The sequence below is a fragment of the Roseomonas sp. HF4 genome, from assembly GCF_005222755.1.
In the GTDB taxonomy this organism is placed as follows: Bacteria; Pseudomonadota; Alphaproteobacteria; order Acetobacterales; family Acetobacteraceae; genus Neoroseomonas.
The window spans coordinates 108,285-133,018 of record NZ_STGD01000014.1; the positions used below are offsets into that span (position 1 = coordinate 108,285).

Consider the following 24,734-nt stretch of genomic DNA (forward strand, 5'->3'; position numbering starts at 1 on the left):
CGCGGAGCGCCCGTCGCCGCGGCCTCCTCGGCGGCGGCGGGCAGTCTAGTCCGGCGGGCGTCCCCCGACGCCCGCCGGTGCCGTTTTTCGGTGGAGGCTGGAATGGCACACGAGACGATCACGCGCTTGGCCGCGCAGCGGCGCGCCTTGCCGGCGCTGGCGGCCGCACTGGCCGTCGCGCCTCGTATTGTCGCCGCGCAGGCCGCGGATCCTCTACCGTCCTGGCGCGATACGCCGCGTCGGCGGGCACTGCTGGACTTCGTCGCGGCGGTCACCACCGAAGGCGGGCCGGACTACGTGCCACCGGCCGCGCGTATCGCCGTCTTCGACAATGACGGCACGCTGTGGGTCGAGCAGCCAGTCTACACGCAACTGACCTTCATGCTGGATCGCATCCGTGCGATGGCGCCGCAGAACCCGGGCTGGGCCGCCGATCCGCTGTTCCGCGCGGCGATCGCCGGCGACGTGCGCACGCTTGCTGCTGGCGGCGCGGAAGGCCTCCTGAAACTCGCCGGCGCCGCCCAGCCGGGCAATACGCCCGAGGAATTCCGGCGCATCGCCGCGGAATGGCAGGCCACCGCGCGCGATCCGAGATGGGGACAGCCCTACACACGGTTGGTCTACCAGCCGATGCTCGAGCTTCTCGCCTACCTGCGCGCAAAAGGCTTCGACACCTTCATCGTCTCGGGTGGTGGCGTCGAGTTCGTCCGGGCCTTCTCTCAGGACGTGTACGGCATTCCGATGCACCAGGTGGTCGGCTCGACCTTCGCGCTGACGCCGGGCGAGGCCGATGGTCGCATCACCCTGACACGCGAACCGCGCGTGGATTTCATCGACGACGGCCCGGGCAAGCCTGTCGGCATCGCACGGCACATCGGCCAGCGGCCTGTCGCGGCCTTCGGCAATTCCGACGGCGACTGGCACATGCTGCGCTACACGACGGAAGGGCCTGGGCGGCGGCTCGGCATGATCGTCCGCCACGACGACGCCGAGCGGGAATACGCCTATGACCGTGAGAGCCATGTCGGGCGGCTCTCGCGCGCGCTGGACGAGGCGCCGCAGCGCCGCTGGCAGGTCGTCTCGATGCGTGGGGACTGGGCGCGGATCTTCCCGTAGCGGCCCGTCGGGGGGAAGGAGGGACGCGGATGAAGGAACTGAGGCGCGCGCTGTTCGACGGCGCGATGGTGGTGCTGCCGGTCGGCGCGATCGCGCTGCTCGTCCTCGGCATCCTGCGCCGGCTCCAGGATGCGGCGGATCCGCTGGCGGGGACCTATGTGCACCCGCTGATGGTCGCGGTCGCGATGATGGTGCTGCTCTGCCTCCTGGTCGGGGTATTGGTGCGGTCCGCGGCCGGTCGGCGGGCACGCAGCATCCTCGAGGGCGTGCTGTTCGAGAAGATCCCGGGCTATCGGCTGGTTAAGGCCTTCGCCGCGGACGGCCCGCTCGGGGAGGCCGCCGGCCGGTCCCTGCGCCCGGCGCTCGCGGCCTTCGACGATGCGCACTGCCCGGCTCTCGTGATGGACGAGTTGGCGGACGGGCGGCTGCTCGTGTTCATCCCCGGCTCGCCCGCGCCGATGTCGGGCGCGATCCATGTCTTCGCGGCGGAGCGCATCACCTTCCTCGATGTCCCGCTGCTTCCCTTCCTGAAGGCCATCTCGTCCTGGGGGCTGGGACTGCGAGAAATCCTGGAGGCTCAGCCGCGCTGAGAGCGGCCGGAAGCAACGCGCGGGTCAGGCGAAGCGCGCCAGCACCACGGCGGCGGTTACCATCTGCGCCACGTTCACCCGCACCGAGAGCCGGTGCGCCCGGTCGAACGCGGCCTTGGCCGCGGCATCACCGGCCTGCGCCGCGTCCGACAGCGCGTTGATGCGGGGCATCAGGGACTGCCGGAGCCAGAACGTCGTGCCCGCCACGGCGCCCAGGGCGAGTGCGTCCAGCGGCCGCAGCGGCAGCAGCGCGAAGGTCCCGGCGGCCGAGGTGCCGAGCACCCAGAGGTAGTAGACGGGGAAGACGCCCCGGATGAAGCGGCTGGCCCATTCCGGCGGCAGGCGCGTGAAGACCACCGGCGCAATGCAGGCCGCAAAGAACGCTATGCCCCCGAACAGCATGGCAGTGCAGAGAAGGGCGATCGCGGACAGGACAGTCATGCGGCGGAGGTGGCGCCCATCCCGCCACCCCGCAAGGCTTCTTGCCGCGACCCGGGATGCGGTGCAGGAATGTTGCAACGCGGCGGCCCGCCGGATGACGGGCGCCCTGGGGGGCAGCGCGCAATCGGGAGATGTGGGACATGAATCGTCGTGGGATTCTTGCGGCCGGCGGTGTGGCCGCGGCCTCGGCCGGCCTCGCCGCGCCGGCGCTGTCGCAGGGGCGCGTGGAATGGCGGATGGTTACGCTCTGGCCGCGCAACCTCCCCGGGCCGGGCGTCGCCGCGCAGAAGGTCGCGGATCGCATCGGCGCGGTCACCGCGGGCCGCATCAGCGTCCGCCTTTTCGCCGCGGGGGAGGTCGTGCCCGCTCCCGGCGCCTTCGATGCCGTCGCCGCCGGCACGGCCGATCTCTACCACGGCGTGCCGTCCTTCTGGATCGCCAAGTCGCCGGCGATCGGCTTCTTCGGCTCCTTTCCCTACGGCATGACCGTCTATGAGCGGCAGGCGTGGATGATGCACGGCGGCGGCCAGGCCCTCTATGACGAGGCCTATGCCCGCTTCGGCGTGAAGCCCTTCAACACCGGCGACAGCGGCCCGCAATGGTTCGGCTGGTTCCGCCGCGAGATCAACTCCGTCGAGGATTTCCGTGGCCTGCGCTTCCGAACCGCGGGTCTGGGCGGGGAGATGTTCCGCCGTGCCGGTGCCTCGGTCGTCACGCTTCCCGCCGGGCAGATCTTCGCCGCGCTGCAATCGGGCACGATCGATGCGGCCGAGTTCCTGGGCCCCTTCAGCGACGCCCCGCTCGGCCTGCACCAGGTGACGAAGAACTACTACTGGCCGGGCGTTCAGGAGCCGTCCAGCGCCGAGGAGATCGGCATCAACATGGCACGCTGGAACGCGCTGCCCGACGACCTCAAGGCCGCGGTCCGCTTCGCCTGCCAGAGCGTGGCGGAGGAGATCACGACCGAATACGACGCGAACCACCCGCGCGCGCTGGCCGAGCTTGTCTCCCGCCACGGCGTCACGCCCAAGGAGGTGCCGCGCGACGTGCTGATCGCGCTCGGCAATTCGGCCGGCGAGATCCTGGCCGAGTTCCGCGCCCACCAGGACCCGATGGTCAAGCGCGTGGCGGATTCCTATGCCGAGTTCCGCAACCGCAGCCAGGCCTACATGCTGCAATCCTACGGCGCGAACTTCGCGGCACGCGCGCTGCCGATCCGCTGGGGTTGACGCTGCGCGCCTTGCTCCGCATCGCCGATGCGCATGACACCGCGAGCCGCCTGCTCGCGCGCGGCGTCATGTGGCTCGCGCTCGCCACCGTTCTCGTGCAGTTCGTCGTGGTGGTGCTGCGCTACGCCTTCGCGTCGTCCTTCGTCATGATGCAGGAAAGCGTGACCTACCTGCACGCCACGCTCTTCATGCTGGCGATCGGCTACACCTTCCTCGTGGACCAGCATGTCCGGGTGGACGTGCTTTATGCCGGCTGGTCGCCGCGCCGCCGCGCGCTAGTGGACCTGGTCGCCATCCTGGTGGCGGTGCTGCCCTTCTGCGCGCTGGTGCTCTGGGCGTCCTGGGGCTTCGCGGCGCGCGCGTGGACCGAGGGGGAGGGACCCATGGCCTATGGCGGCCTGCCCCTCGTGCCGGCGCTCAAGTCGCTGATCCCGCTCATGGCCATGCTGCTTGCGATGCAGGCCGTCTCCACCGGCATCCGCTGCCTCGCTGTCCTGGCGGGCGCGGCCACGACGCATCTCCCGCACCGGGCGCACCAGGGCGGCGCATGAGCACATCCTCGATCGGGCAGGTGCTCGACCTGCTCATGTTCGGCTCGCTCTGCGTGCTGATCCTCACCGGCGTGCCGGTCATCTTCCTGCTGACCGGCTGTGCCATCGTCTTCGGCGGGCTCGGCATCGCCTTCGGGGTGTTCGACACCTTCCTGCTGGCGGCGCTGGCGCAGCGCATCTTCGGGACCATGACGACCGAGACGCTGGTCGCGATCCCCTTGTTCGTCTTCATGGGCATGATGCTGGAGCGCTCCCGCATCGCCGAGGACCTCCTCGAGGCCATGGGCCGGCTGTTCGGATCGGTGCGCGGCGGGCTCGCGATCAGCGTGTCGGTCGTCGGCGCGCTGCTGGCCGCATCGACCGGCATCGTCGGCGCGACGGTGGTCACGATGGGGCTCATGGCGCTGCCCGCCATGCTCCGCCGCGGTTACGACAAGCGCTTCGCCTGCGGCACCATCTGCGCGGCCGGCACGCTCGGGCAGATCATCCCGCCCTCCACCGTCATGGTCATCCTGGGCGAGGTGATCGCCGCCGCCTACCAGCAGGCGCAGCTCGCCCAGGGGAAGTTCTCGGTCGAGACCGTATCCGTCGGCCAGCTCTTTGCCGGGTCCATGATCCCGGGCCTCATGCTGGTCGGCTTCTACATCCTCTACCAGCTCGTCATCGCCTTCCTGCGGCCTGACCTGGCGCCCGCGATCCCGCGGGAGGAGGCGGGGCGAATCTCATCCCGCGAGCTGCTGAACGCGCTGGTGCCACCCATCGTGCTGATCGTCGCCGTGCTGGGGTCGATCCTCGGCGGCGTCGCCACGCCCACGGAAGCGGCGGCAGTCGGGGCGGTCGGCGCGACGATGTTGGCCGGGCTGCGGCAGCCGGGCCGAGCCTGGCCTATCCACCTGGCGGCGGCCTGCGCCGTCGGGCTGGTCGTGCTCGGCATGATGTTCGACCTCAGGCTCGGGCGGGCGGCGGCGCCGCTGACCGACCGCGTCGCGCTGGCCGGCGCCGGCGTGCTGGTCGCGGGGCTGACGGCGGGCGTGGTGGTCGCCCTGCTGCGGGCCTTCCGCGGCGGCGTGCTCCCCGCCGTCTCGCACGCAACCATGACGATCACGGCGATGATCTTTGCGACGCTGATCGGTGCGACGCTCTTCTCCCTCGTGTTCCGGGGCCTGGGCGGGGAGGAGACGGTGAAGGAGCTGCTTTCCGCCATCCCCGGCGGGCCGATGGGCGCGCTGCTGGCCGTCATGGCGCTGATGTTCGTGATGGGCTTCTTCCTCGACTTCGTCGAGATCACGATCATCGTCGTGCCCGTGGTCGGGCCAGTGCTGCTCGGCATGGGGCTCGACCCGATCTGGCTCGCGGTGCTGATCGCGCTGAATCTGCAGACATCCTTCCTGACGCCGCCCTTCGGCTTCTCACTGTTCTACCTGGGCGGCGTCGCGCAGCGATGGGTCAATACGGCCGACATCTACCGCGGCGTCGTCCCCTTCGTGCTGCTGCAGCTGCTGGCGGTGGCGACCGTGATCGCCTTTCCCGGCCTCGCGACGTGGCTGCCGGGCGTGCTTTTCTAGGCGAGTCCTCGGACCGCGAGCCAGGCGCCGAGCAGGCCCAGCGCCACCTGCACCACGCGCCGGAAGGCGCCCTCGTCCAGCCGCTGTCGGAGCCGCCGGCCGAGCGCCATGCCGGCGAAGGCCGGCGCCAGCCCCGCCAGGGACGCGACGCCGAGTTCCGTCGGCAGCAGCCCGGCCCCTGCAAGCCCCGCTGCGAGCGCCGCGTTCACCAGCACGACGCCAAGCCCGAAGCCCTGGATGAACTGTTCGCGTGGCAGGCGGATCGCCTGCAGCCAGGGCGCCGCCGGCACCAGGAAGCTGCCGGTGAGTCCCGCGATGGCGCCGGAGACCGCGCCCATCGGGGGCGCCAGCCAGCGCTCGACGCGGCGGGACGGCGCCGGCAGCGTGGGTGCGGCCAGCGCCAGGGTGGAGGACGCCACCAGCAGCAACCCGAGCAGCCCCGAGAGCAGCGCCGTATCGGCCCGCGCCAGCAGGCCCGCCGCCACATAGGTCGCGGCCACCGCGCACAACAGGAAGGCACCGATGCGTGGCGCGACGAGGCGCAGCGTCCCGCCGGCGAAGGCCTGCCAGATGTTCGTCGCGAGCGAGGGCAGCAGCATCAGCGCCATCGCTTCCGGCAGCGGGCGCAGCAGTGCGAGGAGCGCGATGCTCACCGTCGGCAGGCCGAAGCCCGCGACGCCCTTCACCACGCCCGCGATCAGGAAGATGAGGAGGATGTCGACCATGCCGCCATCCTGGCGCGAACCTGTTCCTCGACGGTCAGGCCTGCGCCGAAGCGTGGCAGCAGGCCGAGCACGGCGGCCAGCGGCAGCAGCCAGACGATCCGCGCCTGATAGCGGTCGACCGGCGCGGAGAGCGCCCCCGTCGCGAAGGCATTGACCGCGACCGCAACGACGATACCCGCGAGCAGCCCGTAGCGCACGCGGTCGCCGCGCCACAGCGCCAGCCCGATGGCCGCGGCCAGCAGCGGCAGCGCGGCCAGCAGCACGGGCAGGTGCGGCAGCAGGAAGGGCGCGGTGCGCGTCGGGAGTTCGCCGCGCATCTGCGCCGCGCCATCGAAGGCCGCGAGTTCGCGCGCGGGCATCACCGCGATGGCACGGCGTGCCGAGGCCGCGAGATGCGCATTCCCAAGCGTGTCGCCCACCTCCACCATCGTGGCCTGGCGGAGCGTATTGCGCGCCATCGCCAGCGCCACCTCGGCCGGGCGTTCCCGGAGTGTCGTGGCGATGATGGCGGATGCCTCGGGCGCGAGGCGCATTGCGCCCATCTCGATGGAGCGGCCGTCCGGCGTGCGGTTCGGCGGCGCGGCGGCGTCCCAGAGGAATTCGTCGCTGTCCATCGGCAGGCGCCCCGCATGGCCGCAGAGGTACCAGCGCGCGGACGGGCAATTGGCCCGGATGGTCGCCGCGGCCGGCCCATCCGCCTGCAGCCGTGCGAGCAGAAAGGCTGCCCCATGCGGCGAGAGCGACGGCGCGCCGAAGGCGAACGTATTGGCGCCGGCCAGCGACGCGACCGCCAGCGCCACCGGCAGCGCCGCGCGCAGCGGCGCGACCAGCCCCCGCGTCGCGACGGCGACGAAGGCCACCAGCGCCAGCGAGGTCGGCAGGTGCGACAGGTGCGTCGCCACCGCGAAGGCGCCGAGCAGCACGAGCCACGCCGCCTCGCGCCCCGAAAGCCTGTCCCGCGCGAAGCCGAGCAGCAGCAGGCAGAGCGGCGCGACGGCGGCGAAGATGTCTGGCATCAGCGTGGCCGCGAACCATGGCGCGGCGGTCAGGGCCGCGAGCCCGACGCAAAGCAGGACGTGCGCGGCCACCGTCACGCCGCCGCGAGCCGCGCGCTGCGTCAGCCACAGGAGATGCGACAGCAGCAGTACCTGGCCTGCCAGTGCGGGCCAGAGCGACCACCCCCAGTGGAACAGGTGCAGGAAGGGGCCGTACGCGGCCGTCTTGTCCCAGGGCCATTCGGGGAACAACGTGTGGCCGAGGTAGGAGACGCTGTCGATGAAGACGAGCGGGTAGCCGTTCAGCGCGGCGGGCCAGGCCAGCAGCGCCGCGCCGAGCAAGATCGCCGCCAGCGCCGTCACGCGCTCCTCCTTCGCGGGGGCAGCAGGAGCAGCATGGCCACCACGGGCAGTAGCCAGGCAATGCGCGCCTGATACCGCGGAAACACGCCGGATAAGCCACCCGTCGCGACGGCGTTCGCGACCAGGCCGGCGAGCAGCGCCAGGGCGAACCAGCGCCGCAGCGGGTCGCTGCCCCGCAGCGCGCCGACGGCGAGGAGCGGCAACGCCAGGATCAGTGTGACGAGGTGCGCCGGGACGACCCACGCGACCGCGGGAAGCAGGGCATCCCGCGCCTGCAGCGCATCATCGAAGGCGGCAAGTTCCATGCCCGGGAAGGCCTCTGCGATGCGCGGTCGCAGCGCGGTCGCCAGGTTGTGGCTTGTCAGCGTATCGCCGATCGAGATCGTGGCGATCTGCGCGAGCGTGTTGCGCAGGATGGCTCCCGCCACATCTGCCGAATACGTGCGAAGCGTCTCCGCGACGATCTCCGCAGCCTCGCGAGAGATCATCGCACCGCCGAGGAAGCGCGCCTGTCCCGCCGCGTCGCGGTTCACCGGGCTTTCGGGGGACCAGAGGAATGTCTGGGAGTCCATCGGGAAACGATCGGCGAAGGCGCAGAGATACCAGCCCGCTGCCGGGCATTGCGCCCTGATGACCTCCGTCGCCGGCCCGTCCGCCTGCAGCCGTGCCAGCAGGAAGGTCGCACCATGCGGCGACAGCGCCGCGCGCCCGTGACCGACGGCATTGGTCGCGAGCACCAGGGCGACCGCCGCAGCCAGGGGCAAGGCCGCGCGGACCGCGCCCCGCCAGCGGCCCGTCACCAGCACCATGCCGATCGCGGCCAGCGCGAGCGGCAGATGCGCGGGATGCGCCGCGATGCCCAGAGCCGCGATGCCGCCGAGCCATGCCGCCTCTCCGCGCGTCAGGCCCCCGCCACCGAGGCCGAGCAGCAGCAGCGCAAGCAGCACGACCGGCGCGAAGACATCCGGCATAAGCAACGCGACGGTGAAGGGCGCGGCCGTCAGCGCCGCCGCAACGGTGCAGGCCGCGACATGCGCGCCCGGCGTCGCCCCACCCCGAAGCACGCTTTGCGTCACCCACAGCAGGTGTGACACGACCAGCGCCTGGGCCGCCAGCGGCAGCCAGAGCGTCGTCCGCCAATGGAACAGGTGCAGGAACGGCCCGTAGATCCAGGGCTTGTCCCAGAGCATGAGGGGCCCGGTCGTCTGGTGCAGGAAGCCGCCCGTATCGCTGAACACGAGCGGATAGCCGTTCAGCAGCGCCGGCCAGGCGAGCAGGACCGCGCCGGCCACGACCGCGGCAGGCGCCGCCCACCACCGCCCTGCAGGCGCGGCGGTCACCGCGGGTCGGCCGCCGGTGACGTCACCCCGCCAGGAGGCACAGGACATTGCCTTCCGGATCGGCGACATGCAGCGACCATTCGCCGGAGGGCAGGCGGGTCGGCGGCTCGAGCACCGCCACATGTGCCATCAGCAGCCGCCGGTGCCAGCGTTCGACCTCGTCAGCACCGTCCAGGCGGAAGGTGAGCATCACCCCGGCCTGGCCCTCGCGCGGGAACAGCGCATCCCCCCGCGCGCGCAGCGCGAGGCTCAGCGTGTCGAGGTCGAACCGCACGAAGCCCGTCCGTGCCTCGCTGGGCGCGCGTTCCAGGACGCGTTCATAGAAGCCGCGCTGCCGCGAGAGGTCGCGGCAGGGGATGACGACCGCTGAAAGTCGGAGCGCCGGGGTCACGTTCCCCCGGCCGCCGCCCAGCGTGCGGCCGCGGCATCGTCCTCTGCCCGCGCCTCGACCCAGCGATGCGCGCCCTCGGCGAATTCCTCCCGCTTCCAGAAGGGCGCGCCGGTCTTGAGCCAGTCGATCAGGAAGGCGCAGGCCTCGAGCGCCGCCCTCCGATGGGCGGAGGCGGTGAGCACCAGCACGATCGGCTCCCCGGGCAGGATGCGCCCGACGCGGTGGATGACGGTGCAGCCGGTGAGCGGCCAGCGCGCCTCGGCCTCGGCCGCGATCCGGGCGATGGCGCGCTCGGTCATGCCCGGATAATGCTCGAGCACCATGGCCTCGAGCCCGTCATCGCCGCGGCAGACGCCGAGGAAGGAGGCGACGCCCCCAACATCGGTGCGCACTGCCGTCAGCGCCGTCGTCTCGGCGCCGGTATCGAAGGCCGCTTCCTGCACGAGCACGCGGGCCATGTCAGCCTCCGGTGACGGGCGGGAAGAATGCGACCTCGTCGTTGGCGGCGATCGGGTGATCGGGGGTCGCGAAATCCTGGTTCACAGCGGCGCGCAACTGCTTAGGGTCGGCGAAGGCGGCGGCGTGGCCCGGGGAACGCGCCGCCAGCCACGCGACCAGCGAGGCGACGTCGCGAACGTCGGAGGGCGGCGCCACCTCCTCCTCCGCGATGCCTACCTTCTGCCGGACCCAGGCGAAATAGAGCACGCGCATGGCGGTCAGCGCGTGGTCGGAACGGTGGTCACGCGTCCACCGGGCTGGATGACGGTGGTCGTCCCGCCGTCCCGGATGGCGACGCCGCCCGCTGGGTTGCCGGGCTGGATGACGGATTGCACCCGGCCGGCGCTGTCCGTCGTCACCGCTGGCGGCTGGCCGGGTATGGCGATGACGCGGTCGTCGCGACGCTCGGGCGGCTCGGTCGTCGGCGCCGCCACCGGTGGGCGGTCGGGGATCGTCGCGCGCGGCGGCACGGAGGCGACGGGCGGCGGCGTCGAACTGCCTACGCGTGGCGGCTGGGTGGCCGGGGGCGCCGGCGTCGCGCTGCCCGTGCGCGGCGCGGCCTCCGGCGCTGTCCGCCGCTCGATGTCGGGGCGCGGCACCGGGCTATACTCGGGCACGCTCCGGATGGCGGCCTCGGGCGTCGGCGGCGGCGCGGTCCGCAACGCGCCGGCGCTGAGGCGGAGCTGCGCCGGATCTTCGCTGCGCAGGGGTTCGAATTCGGCGTCCTGCCCGGTCACGCGCCGCATGGTCAGGCTGTCGCCGGGCACGATGGGCCGCGACGAGGTGTTCCACGAGGGCTGCCAGTCGGGCCCGCACCCCGTGAGTGCCAATGCCATCGTCGCAAGCAGCACGCTGCCGGAAATCCCGCATCGCATCGGTACTTGCTCCACCGTTCCTCGATTCAACATGATCCTCCGGTGCGCCGCACTCAAGGCTGTGCCGCCGTCTCTCCGACCGGCGCAGTCGGCTGCACGGCGGCGTCCTGCTCCCCTGCATGGCGCAATCCGGCCCGCAGGTAGTCCCAGCCTGTGGCGAGCGTCAGCGCTGCCGCCACCCATAGGCCGGCTTCGCCGATGAGGGAGACGGGCAGCGCAGAGAGCCCGATCAGCCCGGCGCCGCTGTCACCGGCGAGCAGCGTCCCGAGCGCCCCCATCTGGAAGCCCGTCTTCCACTTGGCCAGTCGCGTGACCGGCAGGCCGACCCGCAGCTCCGCCAGGTATTCGCGCAGGCCCGAGACCATGATCTCCCGCAGCATGATCACGATGGCGGGATAGAGCGCCGCATGGGACAGGCGCTCGAGTCCGACCAGCAGCATCAGCGCCGCGCCCACCAGCAGCTTGTCGGCGATGGGGTCCAGCATGCGGCCGAATGAGGAGGTCACCCCCCTGTCGCGCGCGATCTTGCCGTCGAAGTAATCGGTCACCGCCGCGACCGAGAACACGGCGCAGGCCACCATGTTCGACCATGGCGCGCCAATGGCCGCGAACGTCACCAGCACGGGGATGGCCGCGATGCGGGAGAGCGTCAGCAGGTTGGGCAGGTCGGTCGGCATGGCGCGGAGCCTGATTACCCCTTCCCGCCGCGTGGGGCCACCATTGCGCCGGGGTGGAAATGCTCGTGGATGCGCCGCGCCGCCGCTGGGCCGATGCCGGGACATGCCTCGAGGTCGCTCAGGCCCGCCTGGCGCACGCCGCGGGCCGAGCCGAAGTGATTGAGCAGCCGCCGCTTGATCGCGGCGCCCACGCCCGGGATGTCGTCCAGTTCCGATCGCGTCAGGGCCTTCGACCGGCCGGCACGGTGCGCCGAGATCGCGAAGCGATGCGCCTCGTCGCGCAGCCGCTGCAGGTAATAGAGGACCGGGTCGCGCGGCGGCAGCTGGAACGCCTCGCGGCCGGCCGTGTGGAACCATTCGCGGCCCGCATCGCGGTCGGGGCCCTTGGCCACGGCGACGAGCGGCACGTCCTCGACCCCGAGTTCGGCCATCACGGCCTGCGCCGCCGAAAGCTGCCCAGCGCCGCCGTCGATCAGCACGAGGTCCGGCCAGGCTCCGGATTCGCGCCCGGGATCCTCGCGCAGCGCGCGGCCGAAGCGGCGCTCGAAGACCTCGCGCATCATCGCCAAGTCGTCATTTCCCGGGGCCGTCTTGATCGAGAATTTCCGATAGGCCTGCTTCAGGAAGCCGCTCGGACCGGCCGCGACCATGACGCCGTAGGGATTGGCGCCCTGGATGTGGCTGTTGTCGTAGACCTCGATGCGCTCGGGGGGCGCCGCCAGGCCGAACAGCGAGGCCACACCGTCGAGCAGCTTCGTCTGCGCCGTGCCTTCCGCGAGCCGCCGCTCCAACGCTTCGCGGGCGTTGGTGGCGGCATGCTCCACGGCTTCCTTCTTCTCGCCGCGCTGCGGGCGGTGGAGTTCGACCCGGCGGCCGGCCTTGAGGGAGAGAGCCTCGGCGATCAGGGGTGCCTCCGGCGGGTCGTGGGACAGCAGGACCAGCGGAGGCGGCGGCAGGTCGTCATAGAGCTGGGCGAGGAAGGTGCCCATCACCTCCTCGGCCGGCTGGTCGTGCTTCGCATGGCTGAGGAAGTAGGGGCGGTTGCCGTTGTTGCGCCCGCCGCGGAAGAAGAAGACCTGCACGCAGGATTGCCCGGCTGCCTGGTGCAGCGCGACGACGTCGGCATCGCCGACGCCGTCGAGGTTCACCCGGTCCTTGCCCTGCACATGCGTCAGGCCGCGGATGCGGTCGCGCAGCGCCGCAGCGCGCTCGAATTCCAGGTGCTCGGCCGCCTGCTCCATCTCGGCGGCGAGGCGCTTCTGGATCGAGGGCGTGCCACCCGAGAGGAACTGCTTCGCATCCCCGACGAGCGCGGCATAGTCGTCGCGGCTGATCCGCCCGACGCAGGGGGCGGAGCAACGCTTGATCTGGAACAGCAGGCAGGGGCGCGTGCGGCTGTCGAACACCGTGTCGCGGCAGGACCGCAGCAGGAAGACCCTCTGCAGCGCGGTGATGGTCTGGTTCACCGCCCAGACGGATGCGAAGGGGCCGTAGTAGGCAGCGCCTTTCCGCCGTTCCCCGCGGTGCTTCGCGATCTGCGGATAAGGGTGGTCCTCGGACAGCATCAGCCAGGGGTAGGACTTGTCGTCGCGCAGGACGATGTTGAAGCGCGGCCGCAGGCGCTTGATGAGGTTCGCCTCGAGCAGCAGCGCCTCGGCCTCCGAGCCGGTCGTGACAATCTCGAGGCTGCGGGTCTCGAACACCATCCGCCGCAGCCGCTCGGGCAGCCGCGCCACCTGCGTGTAGGAGGTGACGCGCTTCCGGATGGAGCGCGCCTTGCCGACATAGAGAGCTTCTCCCTTTGCATCGAGCATGCGGTAGACGCCCGGGGAGAGCGGCAGGCTGGGCAGCACGGCCTCGATCACCGCAAGCCCATCGGCCGTTGCGGGGCTGTGGTGCGAGCCGGTCATGGCGAGGAAATGTTACGCCGCCGTGGCATGGGATTGTCCACGACTCCTGTGGAAAACCTTGTGGGCAATTGGCGGGGCATGTCGCGGCGGGCAAGCCAGCAGCGCGTGTGCAGCGTGGTGCCGTGCTGGCGGGCAGTCCACCAGAAAACGATCAAGCATTTGATATTTAATGATTTTATTCTGAGTCCGACATCGCGGAATAGGTCAAGATGCATTTTTCGCTTGACCCCGCTTGGCTCGCGTTTCGGTGGCAAGCGGCGGTGGACAAAATCCGCCTGCCGCATGTTTCAAAACCGCGTCCTTTCAACGACAACGCCGACACTCGTTACATCCGTCAGCACGTCGGGCTTCTCCACCGAGACGCGCGCCGAAAGGACGCGGTCATCCCCGAGCAGGGCGAGCGCGATGCGCTCGGCCAGCGTTTCGGCGAGGCGCACGTGGCCTGCACCGGCAATTCGCCGAGCGGTTGCGGCAACCGCACCGTAATCCACCACGCGCGCGAGTTCGTCCGGTCCTTCAGCGGCTGGTGCGTGCGTATCCCGCACCGCGAGGTCGATGCCGATCACCACGCGCTGCGGTGCCGCTTCCTCGTGTGCATGGACGCCCAGCCGGGCCTGCACGGTCAGTCCACGCACGAAGACATGGCGCACGCCGCGCGTCGCATCCGGGCCGAAGCTCATTCCTAGGGCTCCGAGCCATGGCTCGGAGCCCATTGCAGGTGCTGTCCGCCGTCGAGTGCGATCATCTGCCCGGTCATGGCCGGCAGGCAGAGGATCGCGATCAGGGCGCGCGCGACTTCATCGGGGCTGGTGCCGCGACGCAGCGGCACGGAATGGCACTGCCTGGCGAACTGTTCGGCCGTCTGACGTGCGCTGGGAAGCGCGGGGCCGGGGCCGATCCCGTTGACCCGGACATGCGGTGCAAGTGCCAGCGCCAGCGACTGCGTCAGCGCCCAGAGCCCCGCCTTGGACACGGTGTAGGAGACGAAGTGCGGCGTCATCGACCACACGCGCTGGTCGAGCAGGTTCACCACCGCGCCTTCCCGTCCCTTGGGCAGGGCGCGGGCGAAGGCCTGCGCCAGGACGAAGGGCGCGCGCAGGTTCGGCTCCATATGGCGATCCCAGGATTCACGGGTCGCGTCCTGCCATTCGTCGCGCTCGAAGGTCGAGGCGTTGTTCACGAGCACGCCGAGCGGTCCCAGCGCCCCCGTGGCGTCGGGCACGAGCCGCGCCACGTCGGCCTCGCGCGCGAGATCCGCACGCAGCGCTACGGCACGGCGACCAAGGGCCCGGATGTCGGCCGCTGTCGCCTCGGCTTCGACGGCGCTCGAGGCGAAATGTATGGCGACATCGAAACCCGATTCGGCAAGGGCGAGCGCCATGGCGCGGCCAAGCCGCCTCGCGCCGCCGGTGACGAGCGCGGTGCGCGGGATCGTGTCGGGAATCGTGAAGGACATCGGAGCGCATGTAGCGCGCGGCCCCCCGGTCGTCATCGGGGCTTGCGGGCGTTCACGGATGCCGGATAGGTTTCTTTCATGGCCGTGCGTCGCATCCCCACCGTTCGATTTTGGTACCGCTGGTATTCTCCAGCGGCCTAGGGAAGCGCCACGCGACCATCCCCGAAAGCCGCCAGCCCCTGGCGGCTTTCGTGTTCCGGGACATCGACATCCCGCCTCCCGCAAGACCCCAGGCACCTGGCGGCCCCACCCGTAACGGAGGCCCGCCATGCACCGCACCGACTACGATTTCGACGTCATCTCCGGCCCCTCGACGCCGGCCAGGCCACCGACGCCGCAGCCGCGCCCCGCGCCTTCCGCGCCCGGGGGCAAATGACTCAGGGAGCGGCCATTACGCCGCATTAACCCTCGCCCGGCATGATCAGAGGGCGGCATGCCCCCCGAGCCGCACGAGCGCCAGGACGGCGGATCCGCAAATGGAATCGCCATGCGCCCTGCCGACTGGACCGTGTTGAGCGACGACCTGCAACTGACCCTGTCGCGCGAGGCCCTGCGTCGCGCGGCCGAAACCCTGGCCGATCACGCCGAGATCCTGGCGCGGGAAATGGAAGGTGGCGCCCTGTTGGACTGTGGCGGTCCCGATGCCCTGCGCCTTTTTGCAGCGGTGGTTCGCGCGACCAATCGGGACGCCTTCGGCGAAGTCGGGCATGCCTGAAGCGCGGGCGGCACGGTTCCAGGGGCAGGGAATGCCGCGCCTGCGCGCTGGGATGCTCGACGCGACCTGACCGGGTCCTTAGGCCAGCCTGTAGCTTCTTCCGCATGAACGGCGCCCGCCAGCTCCCCCTTGGCGGGTGGGCATCCAAAGACAGCGTCCATGGGTCGCGGGGCGGGGGAGCGCCGGTGCCGGGACTTCCGAATGCACCCAAATGCGCGTTCCCAAAAAGTCTCTCAGCGACGAACCAGGATGTAGTGGATCGTCAGGTCGATCGTGACCTCTTCCTCTGCCGTGCCAGGCGGGAAGGGCGGCAGCGCTGCGCCGCGGAACACCGACTGCGAATAGTGGTTCAGAAAGATCGAGCGCGAACCTGCGCGTAGTTCCACGCGGCGCACCCTGCCATCCGCGCCTGTCGTGATGCGGACGGTGACCGGGCCTTGCTCGCCCAACTCGGCCGCTTCCCGTGGATAGCGAAGGTTGCGGTCGAGCCACATGCGGAAGGCGTTGCGCCAGTCGGGGCCGGCCTGGGCACCGCGGACGCGAAGGTTCTCGACGTCGCCGGGTCCCGGGAGGCTGGCGCCCGGCCGAAGATCGAGGCCGCGGCGCGGGGCACCCGGTCGTGACGGATCGGCCTCCCCGAGCCGGATCGGCGGCCGGTCCGTAAGGTCGAGCGGAGCGATGCGCGGCGGCGCCGGAGGCGCGGAGGGCGGTGTGGCCGGCGGCGCTGGAGGGGGCAGCGGCAAGGCGGCAATGGCGGGCGGGATGCTGCGCGGTGGTGGCGGTGCCGTTGGTAATGCGCCAGGGACGGGGTCCGGTACGGCCGGTGGGGTCGGTTCCGGCGGTGACGCGACGGATGGCATGGGTGGCGGCGGCGCCGCGTCGACCTGGCGGGCCGGAGGCGGCACGGGCGGCGGCGCGGCATCGACCTGACGGGCGGGCGGTGGCGCCGGGGGTGGCGGCGGCGGCGCGGCAGGCTCCACGATCGTACGCGGCGGTTCCGGCGGCGGCGCGACTGGGCTCGGCACAGGGGATGCGGCGGCCGGCGGTGGTGGCGGCGCGGCGGCCGGCGGTGGTGGCAGGGCGGCGATGGCGGGCGCCGGCGGGGGCGGGGCCGGCACTGCGGGCGTTGCCTCCGGCGGTGCAGGCGGCGGCGGAAGGGATGGCGGCGCGGACTCGGCCGTGACGGTCGGCGCCTCCTCCGGGGCCTCTGCGCCGCGTGGGGCCTGGTCCGATCCACCCTGGAACACGACCGCGAAGGACGGCGGCGGCAGCGGTTGCGGCGGGGGGCGGCGCGGATCGAGTTCGAGAAGGAAGGCGACGACGAGCACGCCGTGCAGCAGCGTCGAGACTAGGCCCGCCACGCCGATGCCCCTGCGGTGGCGACGCCGCTTCAGCAACGGGCCATGCGGTTCGGGCCTCGAAGCGGTGGTCGGCGCGGGCGGCGGGGAACGATCGCGGGGCGAGAGACGCATCAGGGGGTCCGGAACCCTGCTCCAGATGGGGGCGGGACGGCCGAATCGAAGTTCGACGGCCGCCAGGATGCGCCCTGGTACACCAATGCCCGGCACGGGTCGTCTGCTGGTTGGCGCGGTGCGATGATGATGCGGCCCGGGGCCGCTTTCCGCTTCGCGACCTGCATGCAAGCATCCCGGATCATTTCGGAGGTTCCTGGCATGGCCGCTTCGCGGGAAGGCGCCATTGCGCGCGCGGCACAATACTTCGATGACGGCACCTACCTGGATGCGTTGCGCCTGCTCGTCGCCGTGCCGACCGAAAGCCAGATGCCGGACAGCCTGCCGGCGCTGACCCGTTACTGCGCCGAGACCATCCCCGCGCTTATGGCGGGCATGGGCTTCGACCATGTGGTGCTCGACAACCCCGTGCCGGGGCGCGGGCCGGTCTTCCTTGGGACCAGGATCGAGGATCCCGCCCTGCCGACCGTCCTGGTCTATGGCCATGGCGATGTCGTGCGCGGCCTCGCGGGACAGTGGAGCGGCGGGCTCGACCCCTGGTCTGTCACCGTGCAGGGCGAGACGTGGTTCGGCCGCGGGACGGTCGACAACAAGGGCCAGCACCTGATTGCGATCGAGGCACTGCGCGCCGTGCTGGCCGAGCGCGGCGGCCGGCTCGGCTTCAACGCCAAGGTCCTTGTCGAGACCGGGGAGGAGCAGGGCTCGCCCGGCCTGCGGGACCTGCTGCGGCAGGAGCGCGCGCGCTGCGCGGCCGATGTCTTCATCGGCCTGGACGGGCCGCGCCAGACCACCTTCATGCCGGAGATGAAGCTCGGCGCCCGCGGCGGCGTCGCCTTCGACCTGGTCGTGCGGCTGCGCGACCACGCGCATCATTCCGGTCACTGGGGTGGCGTGCTGAAGGATCCCGGGTTCATCCTGGCGCATGCGCTGGCCAGCATCGTGACGCCCGAGGGGCGCATCCTCGTCGACGGATGGACGCCGGCTGCCATACCGCCCGCGGTGCGGCGCGCGATCGGCGGCCTCGTCTTCGAGGACATCCCCGGCCTGCCGCAGGAGGATGCCGGCTGGGGCGAGCCCGGCCTGACCAAGGGGGAGAAGATCTTCGGCTGGACCAGCGTCATCGTGCTGGCGCAGCTGACAGGGCACCCGGACGCGCCGACGAACGCCGTGCAGGGGGAGGCGCGCGCGCGCCTGCAGGTCCGCCACACGGCCGACGTGAAAGGGGACGCGATCGTTCCCGCGCTGCGGCGCCACTTGGCCGCGCGCGGGTTTGTCGACGTGGAGGTCGTGCCGGTCATGGAGCGCGACATGTTCGGCGCGTCTCGCACCGACCCGGACGACCCCTGGGTCGCCATGCTGGCGCAGTCCATGACGCGCACCACCAACCGCGCGCCGAACATCGTGCCGAATTCCTCGGGCTCGAACCCCTCGGACATGTTCCAGGAGGAGCTCGGCGTGCCGGTGGTCTGGATCCCGAACTCCTACGCCGGCTGCAACCAGCATGGGCCGGACGAGCATGCGCTCGCGCCCTTGCTGCGCGAGGGGCTCGGCCTCATGGCGGGAATCTGGTGGGACATCGGCGCGGGGCTGGCGCCGAAGCGGGGCTGACGCCCCGCCGTCAGGGAAGGTTGATCACGAGGTTGAGGAAACGGTCCACCCGGACCCTGCTGCCGGGACCGACGACGCAGGTGGATTCGCGTTCCTCGATCAGCGCCGGACCGTCGAGTTCCGCCCCGACGGGCAGGGCGTAACGGTCATGGACCGGGCAATCCTGCCAGCCCGCACCTTCGAACAGGACGCGGCGATGCGCGCGCGGCGCAGGCGGGCCGGCAGAGGCGACCTGCGGCACGGCGCCGGCCAGGTCGATCGTCTGGCCGGGAGCCGAACAGGCGAGGCGCCAGCTCAGCGCCTCGATCGGCGTGTCCTCCACGATGCGCTCGAAGCGATCGCGGTAGGTCTCGAAGAAGGCGGCGCGGATCGCCGGCACGTCGGCCTCCGACAGCGTCAGGCCGGGCAGGGGCACCGGGATCTCGAAGCCCTGCCCGACATGCCGCATCTCGGCGACGGGGCGGAAGGCGATGCTGTCCGGCGCCGCGCCGGCCTCGGTCAGCAGCGCCCGCCCCTGCGCCGCCATCTCGGCGAACAGGGCGTTCACCCGGGCCCAGTCGATCAGCTCGAGCCGCGCCACGTAGCTGCGCACCATGTCGGTCGCCGGCGGCGCCACCAGGAACCCGAGCGCCGAGGCGACACCGGCGCCGAGCGGCACGAGGATGCGCCCGATCTTGAGCAGCCGCGCCAGGTTCCAGGCATGGACCGGACCCGCGCCACCGAAGGCGATCATGGCGTAGCGGCGCGGGTCCTTGCCTTTCTCGGCCATGTGCATGCGTGTGGCAGATGCCATCGTCTCGTCCACGATGCGCTGCACACCAAGCGCGGCCTGCTCCACCGCGATGCCCGTCTGGGCGGTGATGCGCGCCTCGAAGGCGCGGCGCACGGGCTCGAGGTCGAGCGCCATCTCGCCGCCGAGGAAATAGGCGGGGTCGAGGCGACCGAGCATCAGGTCGGCATCCGTCACGGCCGGCTCGGTACCGCCACGGCCGTAGCAGACCGGGCCGGGCTTCGCGCCGGCGCTGCGCGGGCCGACCTTCATCAGCCCCGAGGCCGCGTCGATCCGCGCGAGGCTGCCGCCGCCCGCGCCGATCTCGATCATGTCCACCACCGAGACCTTGAGCGGCAGGCCCGAGCCCTTCTGGAACCGGCGCACGCGCCCGGCCTCGAAGTCGAACTTGTGGTTCGGCTCATGGTGGTCGACGAGGCACATCTTGGCCGTGGTGCCGCCCATGTCGAAGGAGACGACATGCTCGATCCCGGCGAGCCGCGAGATGAAGGCCGAGGCCATGGCGCCCGCGGCGGGGCCCGATTCGATCAGGCGAATCGGGAAGTCCTTCGCCTCCCGCACCGACGTGATGCCGCCGCCCGAGAGCATGATGTAGAGGTGCCCGGCGAAGCCCATGGATTCGAGCGACGCCTGCACGCGGTCGAGGTAGCGCGCCATCAGCGGCTGGACATAGGCGTTGGCGCAGGCGGTCGAGGCGCGTTCGAACTCGCGGATCTCGGGCGCGACCTCGGCGGAGAGGGAGACCGGCAGGTTCGGATAGAGGGCGCGGATGATCTCGCCCGCGCGCTGTTCGTGCGCCGGCGCGTGATAGGAATGGAGGAAGCAGACGGCGAGCGCCTCCGCTCCTTCCTGTTCCACCAGGCGCCGCGCGGCGGCGGCGACAGCGGGCTCGTCGAGCGGCAACAGCACGCGCCCATCCGCCGCGACGCGCTCCGGGATCTCGAGGCGGAGCGCCCGCGGCACGAGCAGCGCCGGCGTCTCGAGGAACAGATCGTAGAGGTCGTAGCGCGTCTCGCGGCCGATCTCGATGCTGTCGCGGAAGCCGTCGGTGGTCAGCAGCCCGACCGTCGCGCCGGTCCGCTCGATGATCGTGTTCGTCACGAGCGTCGTGCCGTGGATGACGCTGTGCACGTCCTCGGGCCGCAGCGCGGCCTCCCGCAGGATGCGCGCGATGCCGGCGAGGATCGCCTCGGAGGGATCGTCCGGCGTGGTCAGCAGCTTGCCGGTACGCACGATGTTGCGGCCCGGATCGTGCAACACGAGGTCGGTGAAGGTGCCGCCGACATCGACGCCGATGCGTGCGGTACGGGTCGCGCTGGCCATCGGCGTCACTCCAGCCCGTAGGTGTCGCGCGCAGCGCGGGCCGTGATGTAGCCGTGGCGGAGGTCTTCGCGAACGGCGTCCCGCGCGCGGGCCTTGGGGTCCCCGTATCCGCCGCCGCCGGCGTAGAGCATCGTCACCCGCTCCTTGCCGTTCACCGTGGTGCGGGATTTCGGGTGCGGGCGGCTGCCGTCGCTGAGCGTGATGGCAGCCGGTCCGCCAAGCTTGCCGCCGCGGACGCCGCCGGCCGGGTTGGCCTGCCGGTCGGACAGCAGCGAGAGGCGGACGGGAGTTTCCGTGTCGACCTCGAGCTCGATCTCCTGGCCGAGGCCGCCGCGGAAGGTGCCGGCGCCGCCGGAATCGGGCAGCAGGCGCTTCGTCCAGACGATGATCGGCGCCACGGTCTCATAGGCCTCGATGCTGCCGGCGCCAACATTGGTCGGGAAGGCGGTGGCGGACATGCCGTCCTTGTGCGGGCAGGCGCCCATGCCGCCCGAGGCGAAGAGCACCTGCGAAAAGCTGGTGCCGTCGCGCCGCGCGCCGCTGAACAATGCGCGCATGGTCGGCGCGCCGCCGCATTCGGCGATGATGCGGTCGGGGATGACATCCTCCAGCGCCTTGTAGACGGCGCCGGCCAGCAGGTGGCCGGTGAGTTGCCGCGCACTGACCGGCGCGGGATAGACGGGGTTCAGGATCGAGCGCTCAGGTGCCGTGACCGAGATCGCCCGGTAGGAGCCCTCGTTGCGCGGCGTGAAGGGGTCGAGGGCGCATTTGACCGGGTAGACCGAGTAGGCGTGCGTGTAGTTCATGACGCAGTTGATGCCGCGGTCGATCTGCGGCGAGGTGCCGGCGTAGTCGATGTGCATCGTCTCGCCGCGCACGGTCACCTCGCACCGGATGCGCGTCGGCTTGTCGTCGAAGCCGTCGGCCATGATTTCGGATCGCCAGGTGCCGTCGGGCATCGCGGCGATGGCGCGGCGCATCGCGCGGTCGGCACGCGCGGCAAGGGCAGCCGAGAGGTCCTGCAGGTCGGCGAGGCCCGTGTCGTCGAGGAATTCCGCCACGCGGCGGGCGCCGACCTCGGCCGCGACGACCTGCGCCTGAAGGTCGCCGAGCACCTCGCGCGGCACGCGAACATTGGCCAGCAGGATGTCGAGAATCTGCTGGTTCCAGGTGCCTTCCCGCAGAAGATGGCCCGGCGGGATCCGGATCCCTTCCTCGAAAATGTCGCGGCAATCGGCGGCCCAGAGCGAGCCGCCGACATCCGGCGAATGGGCGATCGATCCCGAGAAGCCGACCAGCCCGCCCTGGTGGAAGATGCCGGTGACCACCGTGAAGTCGGGCAGGTGGCCGGTGGCGAGCCAGGGGTCGTTGGTGACGACGACATCGCCCGGACGCCAAGTCTCGGCGGGGTAGCGCCGCAGGAAGGTCTTGGTCGTGCGCGGCAGTATGCAGGAGAAGGAGGCGAGGCCGCCCGTGTTCTCGCTGACGCTGTCGCCGTTGCGATCCATCAGCACGGTCGCGAAGTCGTTCGATTCGCGCACGATGGTCGAGAAGGCAGTGCGCAGCAGGCCGGTCGCGGCCTCGTCCGCCGCCGAGATCAGGCGGTTCCAGCAGATCTCGAGCGTGATGGGGTCGAATGCCGGCGGCTCAGCTGCGCTCATGGTGTCTTGTCCTGCCATCGGGCCTGCTACCGCATCGTAGGAAGGCTTGCGGCGCTTCGGCAAATCCGCGGGCCGCGCTATGAATCGGCCATGCGCCACACCGACCCCGCACCGTTCCTTGCCGCGGTTGCCGCCGCCATGTCCGAGCCCGGCGAGGTCGGCGCCGTCTTCGCCGCGTTCGAGCGGGCGATGAACGGGGCGATCGGGCACCGGCTCTTCACGATCATGCGCCATGATCCCCTCGCCGGCCGGAACAGGCGCGTCCACACGAGCGACCCCGTCGCCTACCCGGTCTCGGGCTTCAAGCCCGTGAACCCTGATCACCCCTGGACCCGCCGCGTGTTGCTGGAGGGGCGCCCCTGGATCGGGCGCGATGCCGCCGACATCGCCTGGGCCTATCCCGACCATGAGAAGATCGCGGCGATGGGCCTCGGCAGCGCCATGAACCTGCCGGTGCGCTGGGGCGGGCGGACACTTGGGGCCGTCAATCTCCTCCATGGTGCCGGCCACTACACCGAGGCCGATGCGGTGACGGGTGCTATCTTCGCTGCTCTTGCCGTCCCGGCGCTTCTCGGCATGGATGCGACCGACAGCCGGAGAGCCCCATGACCCATCTGCCTCGCCGCGGGCTGCTGCTCGCGACCCCCGCCCTGCTTGCCGCCTCCACGGCGGTCGCCCAGACCGCTTTCTCGCGGCCGATCCGCCTCGTCGTGCCTTGGGCACCCGGCGGCACGACGGACATCCTGGCGCGGATCGTGGCCGAGCCGCTCGGCCAGGCGCTCGGCCAGCCTGTGCTGGTCGAAAACCGTTCCGGCGCGAGCGGCAATGTCGGGTCCGACACGGTCGCGAAGGCCGCCCCGGACGGGCATGTGCTGCTGTTCGGGTCGATGTCGACGCACGCGATGAACCACGCTTTGATGCGCAGCATGCCCTTCGACGGCGTCGCGGACTTCACGCCGCTCGCCATGCTCGGCTTCGCAGTGAACACGATGGTGGTGCACCCCGCGGTGCCTGCGCAGACGGTGCCCGAGTTCATCGCCCACGCCCGCGCCAATCCCGAGAAGATCGCCTATGCCTCGGCCGGGCCAGGCTCGACCAATCACCTTTGCGCCGCGTTGTTCGAGAGCATGACCGGAATCCGCATGGTCCACGTGCCCTATCGCGGCGGGCAGCCGGCGGTGACGGACACCGTCGCGGGCCAGACGCAGTTGCTGTTCAGCGCGGCGACGCAGACCATGCCGCATGTCGAGGGCGGGCGCCTGCGCCTGCTGGGCGTGACCGAGGCCAGGCGGTGGAGCCGCCGGCCCGAGGTGCCGACGGTGGGCGAGAGCGTGCCCGGCTACGAGATGGCCGTCTGGTACGGCGCCTTCGGGCCGAAGGGGATGGAGCCCGCGCTGCAGCAGCGGCTCAACGCCGAGTTGAATCGCGTGATGGCGCTGCCGGCAGTCAAGGACCGCCTGGCGGGCATGGGGGTCGAGATCGCCCCCGAGGATACCGCGGCCTTCTCGGCCAGGATGCGCGCGGATGCCGATAAATGGGGCGCCCTGATCCGGCGGCTTGGCATCGAGGCGTCCTGAGCCTGTCTTGCCCGGGCGGTCGCCGCGCTCCATCCTCCGCGGCCTGAAGCGGGGGAACGTGACGATGGATGCGCCGATCAAGGTCGAGATCGAGGAGGGCATCGCCCTCCTCACCATGAACCGCCCGGAGACGCGCAACCCGCTCGACCCCGAGATGCAGGACGCGCTGCTCGACACGCTCTCCGCGCTCGATGCGGGGCAGGAGGTGCGTGTCGCCATCCTGACCGGCGCCGGCACTGCCTTCTGCGCCGGTGGCAATGTCCGGCGCATGGGGGAGGCGGCGAGCGGCCCCAAGGAACGTACGCCGGCGCAGGCGCGCGGCTACTATCGCTGGGGGATCCAGCGCATTCCGCGCCTGCTCGAGACGCTCGAGCTGCCGGTCATCGCGGCGGTCAATGGGCCGGCCATGGGGGCGGGCTGCGACCTTGCCTGCATGTGCGACCTGCGGATCGCGGCCGAGAGCGCGCGCTTCGCGGAATCCTTCGTGAAGCTCGGCATCATCCCGGGCGACGGCGGCGCCTGGCTGCTGCCGCGCGTGGTCGGCTTCGCGAAGGCATCGGAGATGGCGCTGACCGGCGATGCGCTGAGCGCACAGGAGGCGCTGGCCGCCGGCCTCGTTTCCCGTGTCGTGCCGGATGCCGAGCTGATCCCGGCGGCGAAGGCGCTGGCCGCGCGCATCGCGGCCAATCCGCCGCAGGCGGTGCGCATGGCGCGGCGGCTGCTGCGGGAGGCCTGGAACAACCGGCTCGACACCGTGCTCGAGATGTCGTCGGCCATGCAAGCGGTCGCGCACACCACGGACGACCACAAGGAGGCCCTGGCTGCGATGCGGGAGAAGCGCAAGCCGAGTTTCAAGGGCGCCTGAC

At 71.2% G+C, this 24,734-nt stretch carries 25 protein-coding genes; 10 read left to right on the forward strand and 15 right to left on the reverse strand.

Going from position 1 to position 24,734, the window contains the following annotated elements; translation table 11 throughout:
* Positions 1-102 precede the first annotated feature (102 nt).
* Together E8M80_RS19890 and E8M80_RS19895 are read left to right on the forward strand one after the other, a co-directional pair.
* Positions 103-1,116, forward strand: a complete 1,014-nt coding sequence (locus E8M80_RS19890; RefSeq protein ID WP_137127473.1) for an HAD family phosphatase — start codon at positions 103-105, stop codon at positions 1,114-1,116.
* A gap of 29 nt (positions 1,117-1,145) precedes the next feature.
* Positions 1,146-1,706, forward strand: coding sequence for a hypothetical protein (locus E8M80_RS19895; protein WP_137127474.1), 561 nt, complete (start codon positions 1,146-1,148; stop codon positions 1,704-1,706).
* 24 nt (positions 1,707-1,730) lie between these two features.
* Here the strand turns inward: E8M80_RS19895 and E8M80_RS19900 are convergent, their stop codons facing one another.
* Positions 1,731-2,147, reverse strand: a complete 417-nt coding sequence (locus E8M80_RS19900) for a DUF4149 domain-containing protein (protein WP_137127475.1) — start codon at positions 2,145-2,147, stop codon at positions 1,731-1,733.
* Between the two features lie 140 nt (positions 2,148-2,287).
* Here E8M80_RS19900 and E8M80_RS19905 point away from each other — a divergent pair, with 140 nt between their 5' ends.
* The 3 genes from E8M80_RS19905 to E8M80_RS19915 are packed head-to-tail and all read left to right on the forward strand — an operon-like array spanning position 2,288 to position 5,492.
* Entirely contained in the window at positions 2,288-3,376 is a 1,089-nt protein-coding gene (locus E8M80_RS19905; RefSeq protein WP_137127476.1) for a TRAP transporter substrate-binding protein, read from the forward strand.
* Positions 3,373-3,927: a TRAP transporter small permease subunit gene (locus tag E8M80_RS19910; RefSeq protein WP_206035685.1), complete on the forward strand. Its 555-nt coding sequence runs from the start codon at positions 3,373-3,375 to the stop codon at positions 3,925-3,927. Before E8M80_RS19905 ends, E8M80_RS19910 begins: the two co-directional genes overlap by 4 nt.
* A complete protein-coding gene (locus E8M80_RS19915; RefSeq protein ID WP_170979521.1) occupies positions 3,924-5,492 on the forward strand; it encodes a TRAP transporter large permease subunit in 1,569 nt (522 codons plus the stop codon). The genes E8M80_RS19910 and E8M80_RS19915 overlap by 4 nt, the downstream gene beginning before the upstream one ends.
* On the opposite strand, the gene E8M80_RS19920 is transcribed toward E8M80_RS19915, so the two are convergent.
* The 11 genes from E8M80_RS19920 to E8M80_RS19970 form a co-directional block, all read right to left on the reverse strand.
* Positions 5,489-6,217 (reverse strand): sulfite exporter TauE/SafE family protein, encoded by a 729-nt coding sequence (locus tag E8M80_RS19920; protein ID WP_137127477.1) that lies wholly within the window; start codon positions 6,215-6,217, stop codon positions 5,489-5,491. The two genes, E8M80_RS19915 and E8M80_RS19920, sit on opposite strands and share 4 nt — an antisense overlap.
* Positions 6,190-7,575 (reverse strand): hypothetical protein, encoded by a 1,386-nt coding sequence (locus E8M80_RS19925; protein ID WP_206035686.1) that lies wholly within the window; start codon positions 7,573-7,575, stop codon positions 6,190-6,192. Before E8M80_RS19925 ends, E8M80_RS19920 begins: the two co-directional genes overlap by 28 nt.
* Positions 7,572-8,867 carry a hypothetical protein gene (locus E8M80_RS19930; protein WP_240790131.1) on the reverse strand — a complete coding sequence of 432 codons (1,296 nt, stop codon included), beginning with the start codon at positions 8,865-8,867 and terminating at the stop codon, positions 7,572-7,574. The genes E8M80_RS19925 and E8M80_RS19930 overlap by 4 nt, the downstream gene beginning before the upstream one ends.
* 70 nt (positions 8,868-8,937) lie before the next feature.
* Positions 8,938-9,306, reverse strand: coding sequence for a VOC family protein (locus E8M80_RS19935; RefSeq protein WP_170979522.1), 369 nt, complete (start codon positions 9,304-9,306; stop codon positions 8,938-8,940).
* On the reverse strand, positions 9,303-9,764 hold the full coding sequence (locus E8M80_RS19940) for a molybdenum cofactor biosynthesis protein MoaE (protein WP_137127479.1): 462 nt from the start codon (positions 9,762-9,764) through the stop codon (positions 9,303-9,305). Before E8M80_RS19940 ends, E8M80_RS19935 begins: the two co-directional genes overlap by 4 nt.
* 1 nt (position 9,765) lies before the next feature.
* Positions 9,766-10,017 (reverse strand): molybdopterin converting factor subunit 1, encoded by a 252-nt coding sequence (gene moaD / locus E8M80_RS19945; protein ID WP_137127480.1) that lies wholly within the window; start codon positions 10,015-10,017, stop codon positions 9,766-9,768.
* A gap of 5 nt (positions 10,018-10,022) precedes the next feature.
* Positions 10,023-10,655, reverse strand: coding sequence for a hypothetical protein (locus E8M80_RS19950; protein WP_137127481.1), 633 nt, complete (start codon positions 10,653-10,655; stop codon positions 10,023-10,025).
* A gap of 77 nt (positions 10,656-10,732) precedes the next feature.
* Positions 10,733-11,356 (reverse strand): CDP-diacylglycerol--glycerol-3-phosphate 3-phosphatidyltransferase, encoded by a 624-nt coding sequence (pgsA, locus tag E8M80_RS19955; RefSeq protein ID WP_137127482.1) that lies wholly within the window; start codon positions 11,354-11,356, stop codon positions 10,733-10,735.
* A gap of 14 nt (positions 11,357-11,370) precedes the next feature.
* Complete coding sequence (gene uvrC, locus E8M80_RS19960; protein WP_137127483.1) at positions 11,371-13,266, reverse strand: excinuclease ABC subunit UvrC; 1,896 nt, start codon at positions 13,264-13,266, stop codon at positions 11,371-11,373.
* Between the two features lie 287 nt (positions 13,267-13,553).
* Positions 13,554-13,946, reverse strand: coding sequence for a dihydroneopterin aldolase (locus tag E8M80_RS19965; RefSeq protein WP_170979523.1), 393 nt, complete (start codon positions 13,944-13,946; stop codon positions 13,554-13,556).
* A 2-nt stretch (positions 13,947-13,948) separates the two neighbouring features.
* The gene (locus tag E8M80_RS19970; RefSeq protein WP_137127485.1) at positions 13,949-14,722 is read right to left on the reverse strand and encodes an SDR family oxidoreductase; all 774 of its coding nucleotides are present in this window, start codon (positions 14,720-14,722) and stop codon (positions 13,949-13,951) included.
* A gap of 487 nt (positions 14,723-15,209) precedes the next feature.
* Here E8M80_RS19970 and E8M80_RS19975 point away from each other — a divergent pair, with 487 nt between their 5' ends.
* Positions 15,210-15,437, forward strand: a complete 228-nt coding sequence (locus E8M80_RS19975) for a hypothetical protein (protein ID WP_137127486.1) — start codon at positions 15,210-15,212, stop codon at positions 15,435-15,437.
* Positions 15,438-15,670: 233 nt separating this feature from the next.
* On the opposite strand, the gene E8M80_RS19980 is transcribed toward E8M80_RS19975, so the two are convergent.
* Entirely contained in the window at positions 15,671-15,931 is a 261-nt protein-coding gene (locus E8M80_RS19980) for an energy transducer TonB (RefSeq protein ID WP_137127487.1), read from the reverse strand.
* Positions 15,932-17,110: 1,179 nt separating this feature from the next.
* Here E8M80_RS19980 and E8M80_RS19985 point away from each other — a divergent pair.
* Positions 17,111-18,517, forward strand: a complete 1,407-nt coding sequence (locus E8M80_RS19985) for a M20/M25/M40 family metallo-hydrolase (protein ID WP_137127488.1) — start codon at positions 17,111-17,113, stop codon at positions 18,515-18,517.
* Positions 18,518-18,527: 10 nt separating this feature from the next.
* Here E8M80_RS19985 and E8M80_RS19990 read toward each other — a convergent pair whose 3' ends face one another.
* Together E8M80_RS19990 and E8M80_RS19995 are read right to left on the reverse strand one after the other, a co-directional pair.
* Positions 18,528-20,630, reverse strand: a complete 2,103-nt coding sequence (locus tag E8M80_RS19990; protein ID WP_137127489.1) for a hydantoinase/oxoprolinase family protein — start codon at positions 20,628-20,630, stop codon at positions 18,528-18,530.
* A 5-nt stretch (positions 20,631-20,635) separates the two neighbouring features.
* On the reverse strand, positions 20,636-22,291 hold the full coding sequence (locus E8M80_RS19995; protein WP_137127490.1) for a hydantoinase B/oxoprolinase family protein: 1,656 nt from the start codon (positions 22,289-22,291) through the stop codon (positions 20,636-20,638).
* 90 nt (positions 22,292-22,381) lie between these two features.
* On the opposite strand from E8M80_RS19995, the gene E8M80_RS20000 reads away from it, so the two are divergent.
* From E8M80_RS20000 to E8M80_RS20010, 3 genes are all read left to right on the forward strand, one after another.
* The gene (locus E8M80_RS20000; protein WP_137127491.1) at positions 22,382-22,900 is read left to right on the forward strand and encodes a GAF domain-containing protein; all 519 of its coding nucleotides are present in this window, start codon (positions 22,382-22,384) and stop codon (positions 22,898-22,900) included.
* The gene (locus tag E8M80_RS20005) at positions 22,897-23,868 is read left to right on the forward strand and encodes a tripartite tricarboxylate transporter substrate binding protein (RefSeq protein ID WP_137127492.1); all 972 of its coding nucleotides are present in this window, start codon (positions 22,897-22,899) and stop codon (positions 23,866-23,868) included. Before E8M80_RS20000 ends, E8M80_RS20005 begins: the two co-directional genes overlap by 4 nt.
* A gap of 64 nt (positions 23,869-23,932) precedes the next feature.
* A complete protein-coding gene (locus E8M80_RS20010) occupies positions 23,933-24,733 on the forward strand; it encodes a crotonase/enoyl-CoA hydratase family protein (protein ID WP_137127493.1) in 801 nt (266 codons plus the stop codon).
* The last annotated feature ends 1 nt before the right edge of the window (position 24,734 follow it).

Bases quoted from the DNA above. Each gene is read 5' to 3' on its own strand.
- E8M80_RS19890 (WP_137127473.1), top strand. From the start codon at position 103: ATGGCACACGAGACGATCACGCGCTTGGCCGCGCAGCGGCGCGCCTTG.
- E8M80_RS19915 (WP_170979521.1), top strand. From the start codon at position 3,924: ATGAGCACATCCTCGATCGGGCAGGTGCTCGACCTGCTCATGTTCGGC.
- E8M80_RS19965 (WP_170979523.1), bottom strand. From the start codon at position 13,946: ATGAGCTTCGGCCCGGATGCGACGCGCGGCGTGCGCCATGTCTTCGTG.
- E8M80_RS19990 (WP_137127489.1), bottom strand. From the start codon at position 20,630: ATGGCCAGCGCGACCCGTACCGCACGCATCGGCGTCGATGTCGGCGGC.
- E8M80_RS20010 (WP_137127493.1), top strand. From the start codon at position 23,933: ATGGATGCGCCGATCAAGGTCGAGATCGAGGAGGGCATCGCCCTCCTC.
- E8M80_RS20005 (WP_137127492.1), top strand. From the start codon at position 22,897: ATGACCCATCTGCCTCGCCGCGGGCTGCTGCTCGCGACCCCCGCCCTG.
- E8M80_RS19900 (WP_137127475.1), bottom strand. From the start codon at position 2,147: ATGACTGTCCTGTCCGCGATCGCCCTTCTCTGCACTGCCATGCTGTTC.
- E8M80_RS19970 (WP_137127485.1), bottom strand. From the start codon at position 14,722: ATGTCCTTCACGATTCCCGACACGATCCCGCGCACCGCGCTCGTCACC.
- E8M80_RS19905 (WP_137127476.1), top strand. From the start codon at position 2,288: ATGAATCGTCGTGGGATTCTTGCGGCCGGCGGTGTGGCCGCGGCCTCG.
- E8M80_RS19995 (WP_137127490.1), bottom strand. From the start codon at position 22,291: ATGAGCGCAGCTGAGCCGCCGGCATTCGACCCCATCACGCTCGAGATC.
- E8M80_RS19940 (WP_137127479.1), bottom strand. From the start codon at position 9,764: ATGGCCCGCGTGCTCGTGCAGGAAGCGGCCTTCGATACCGGCGCCGAG.
- uvrC (WP_137127483.1), bottom strand. From the start codon at position 13,266: ATGACCGGCTCGCACCACAGCCCCGCAACGGCCGATGGGCTTGCGGTG.
- pgsA (WP_137127482.1), bottom strand. From the start codon at position 11,356: ATGCCGACCGACCTGCCCAACCTGCTGACGCTCTCCCGCATCGCGGCC.
- E8M80_RS19975 (WP_137127486.1), top strand. From the start codon at position 15,210: ATGCGCCCTGCCGACTGGACCGTGTTGAGCGACGACCTGCAACTGACC.
- E8M80_RS19980 (WP_137127487.1), bottom strand. From the start codon at position 15,931: ATGTGGCTCGACCGCAACCTTCGCTATCCACGGGAAGCGGCCGAGTTG.
- moaD (WP_137127480.1), bottom strand. From the start codon at position 10,017: ATGCGCGTGCTCTATTTCGCCTGGGTCCGGCAGAAGGTAGGCATCGCG.
- E8M80_RS19985 (WP_137127488.1), top strand. From the start codon at position 17,111: ATGGCCGCTTCGCGGGAAGGCGCCATTGCGCGCGCGGCACAATACTTC.
- E8M80_RS20000 (WP_137127491.1), top strand. From the start codon at position 22,382: ATGCGCCACACCGACCCCGCACCGTTCCTTGCCGCGGTTGCCGCCGCC.
- E8M80_RS19895 (WP_137127474.1), top strand. From the start codon at position 1,146: ATGAAGGAACTGAGGCGCGCGCTGTTCGACGGCGCGATGGTGGTGCTG.
- E8M80_RS19920 (WP_137127477.1), bottom strand. From the start codon at position 6,217: ATGGTCGACATCCTCCTCATCTTCCTGATCGCGGGCGTGGTGAAGGGC.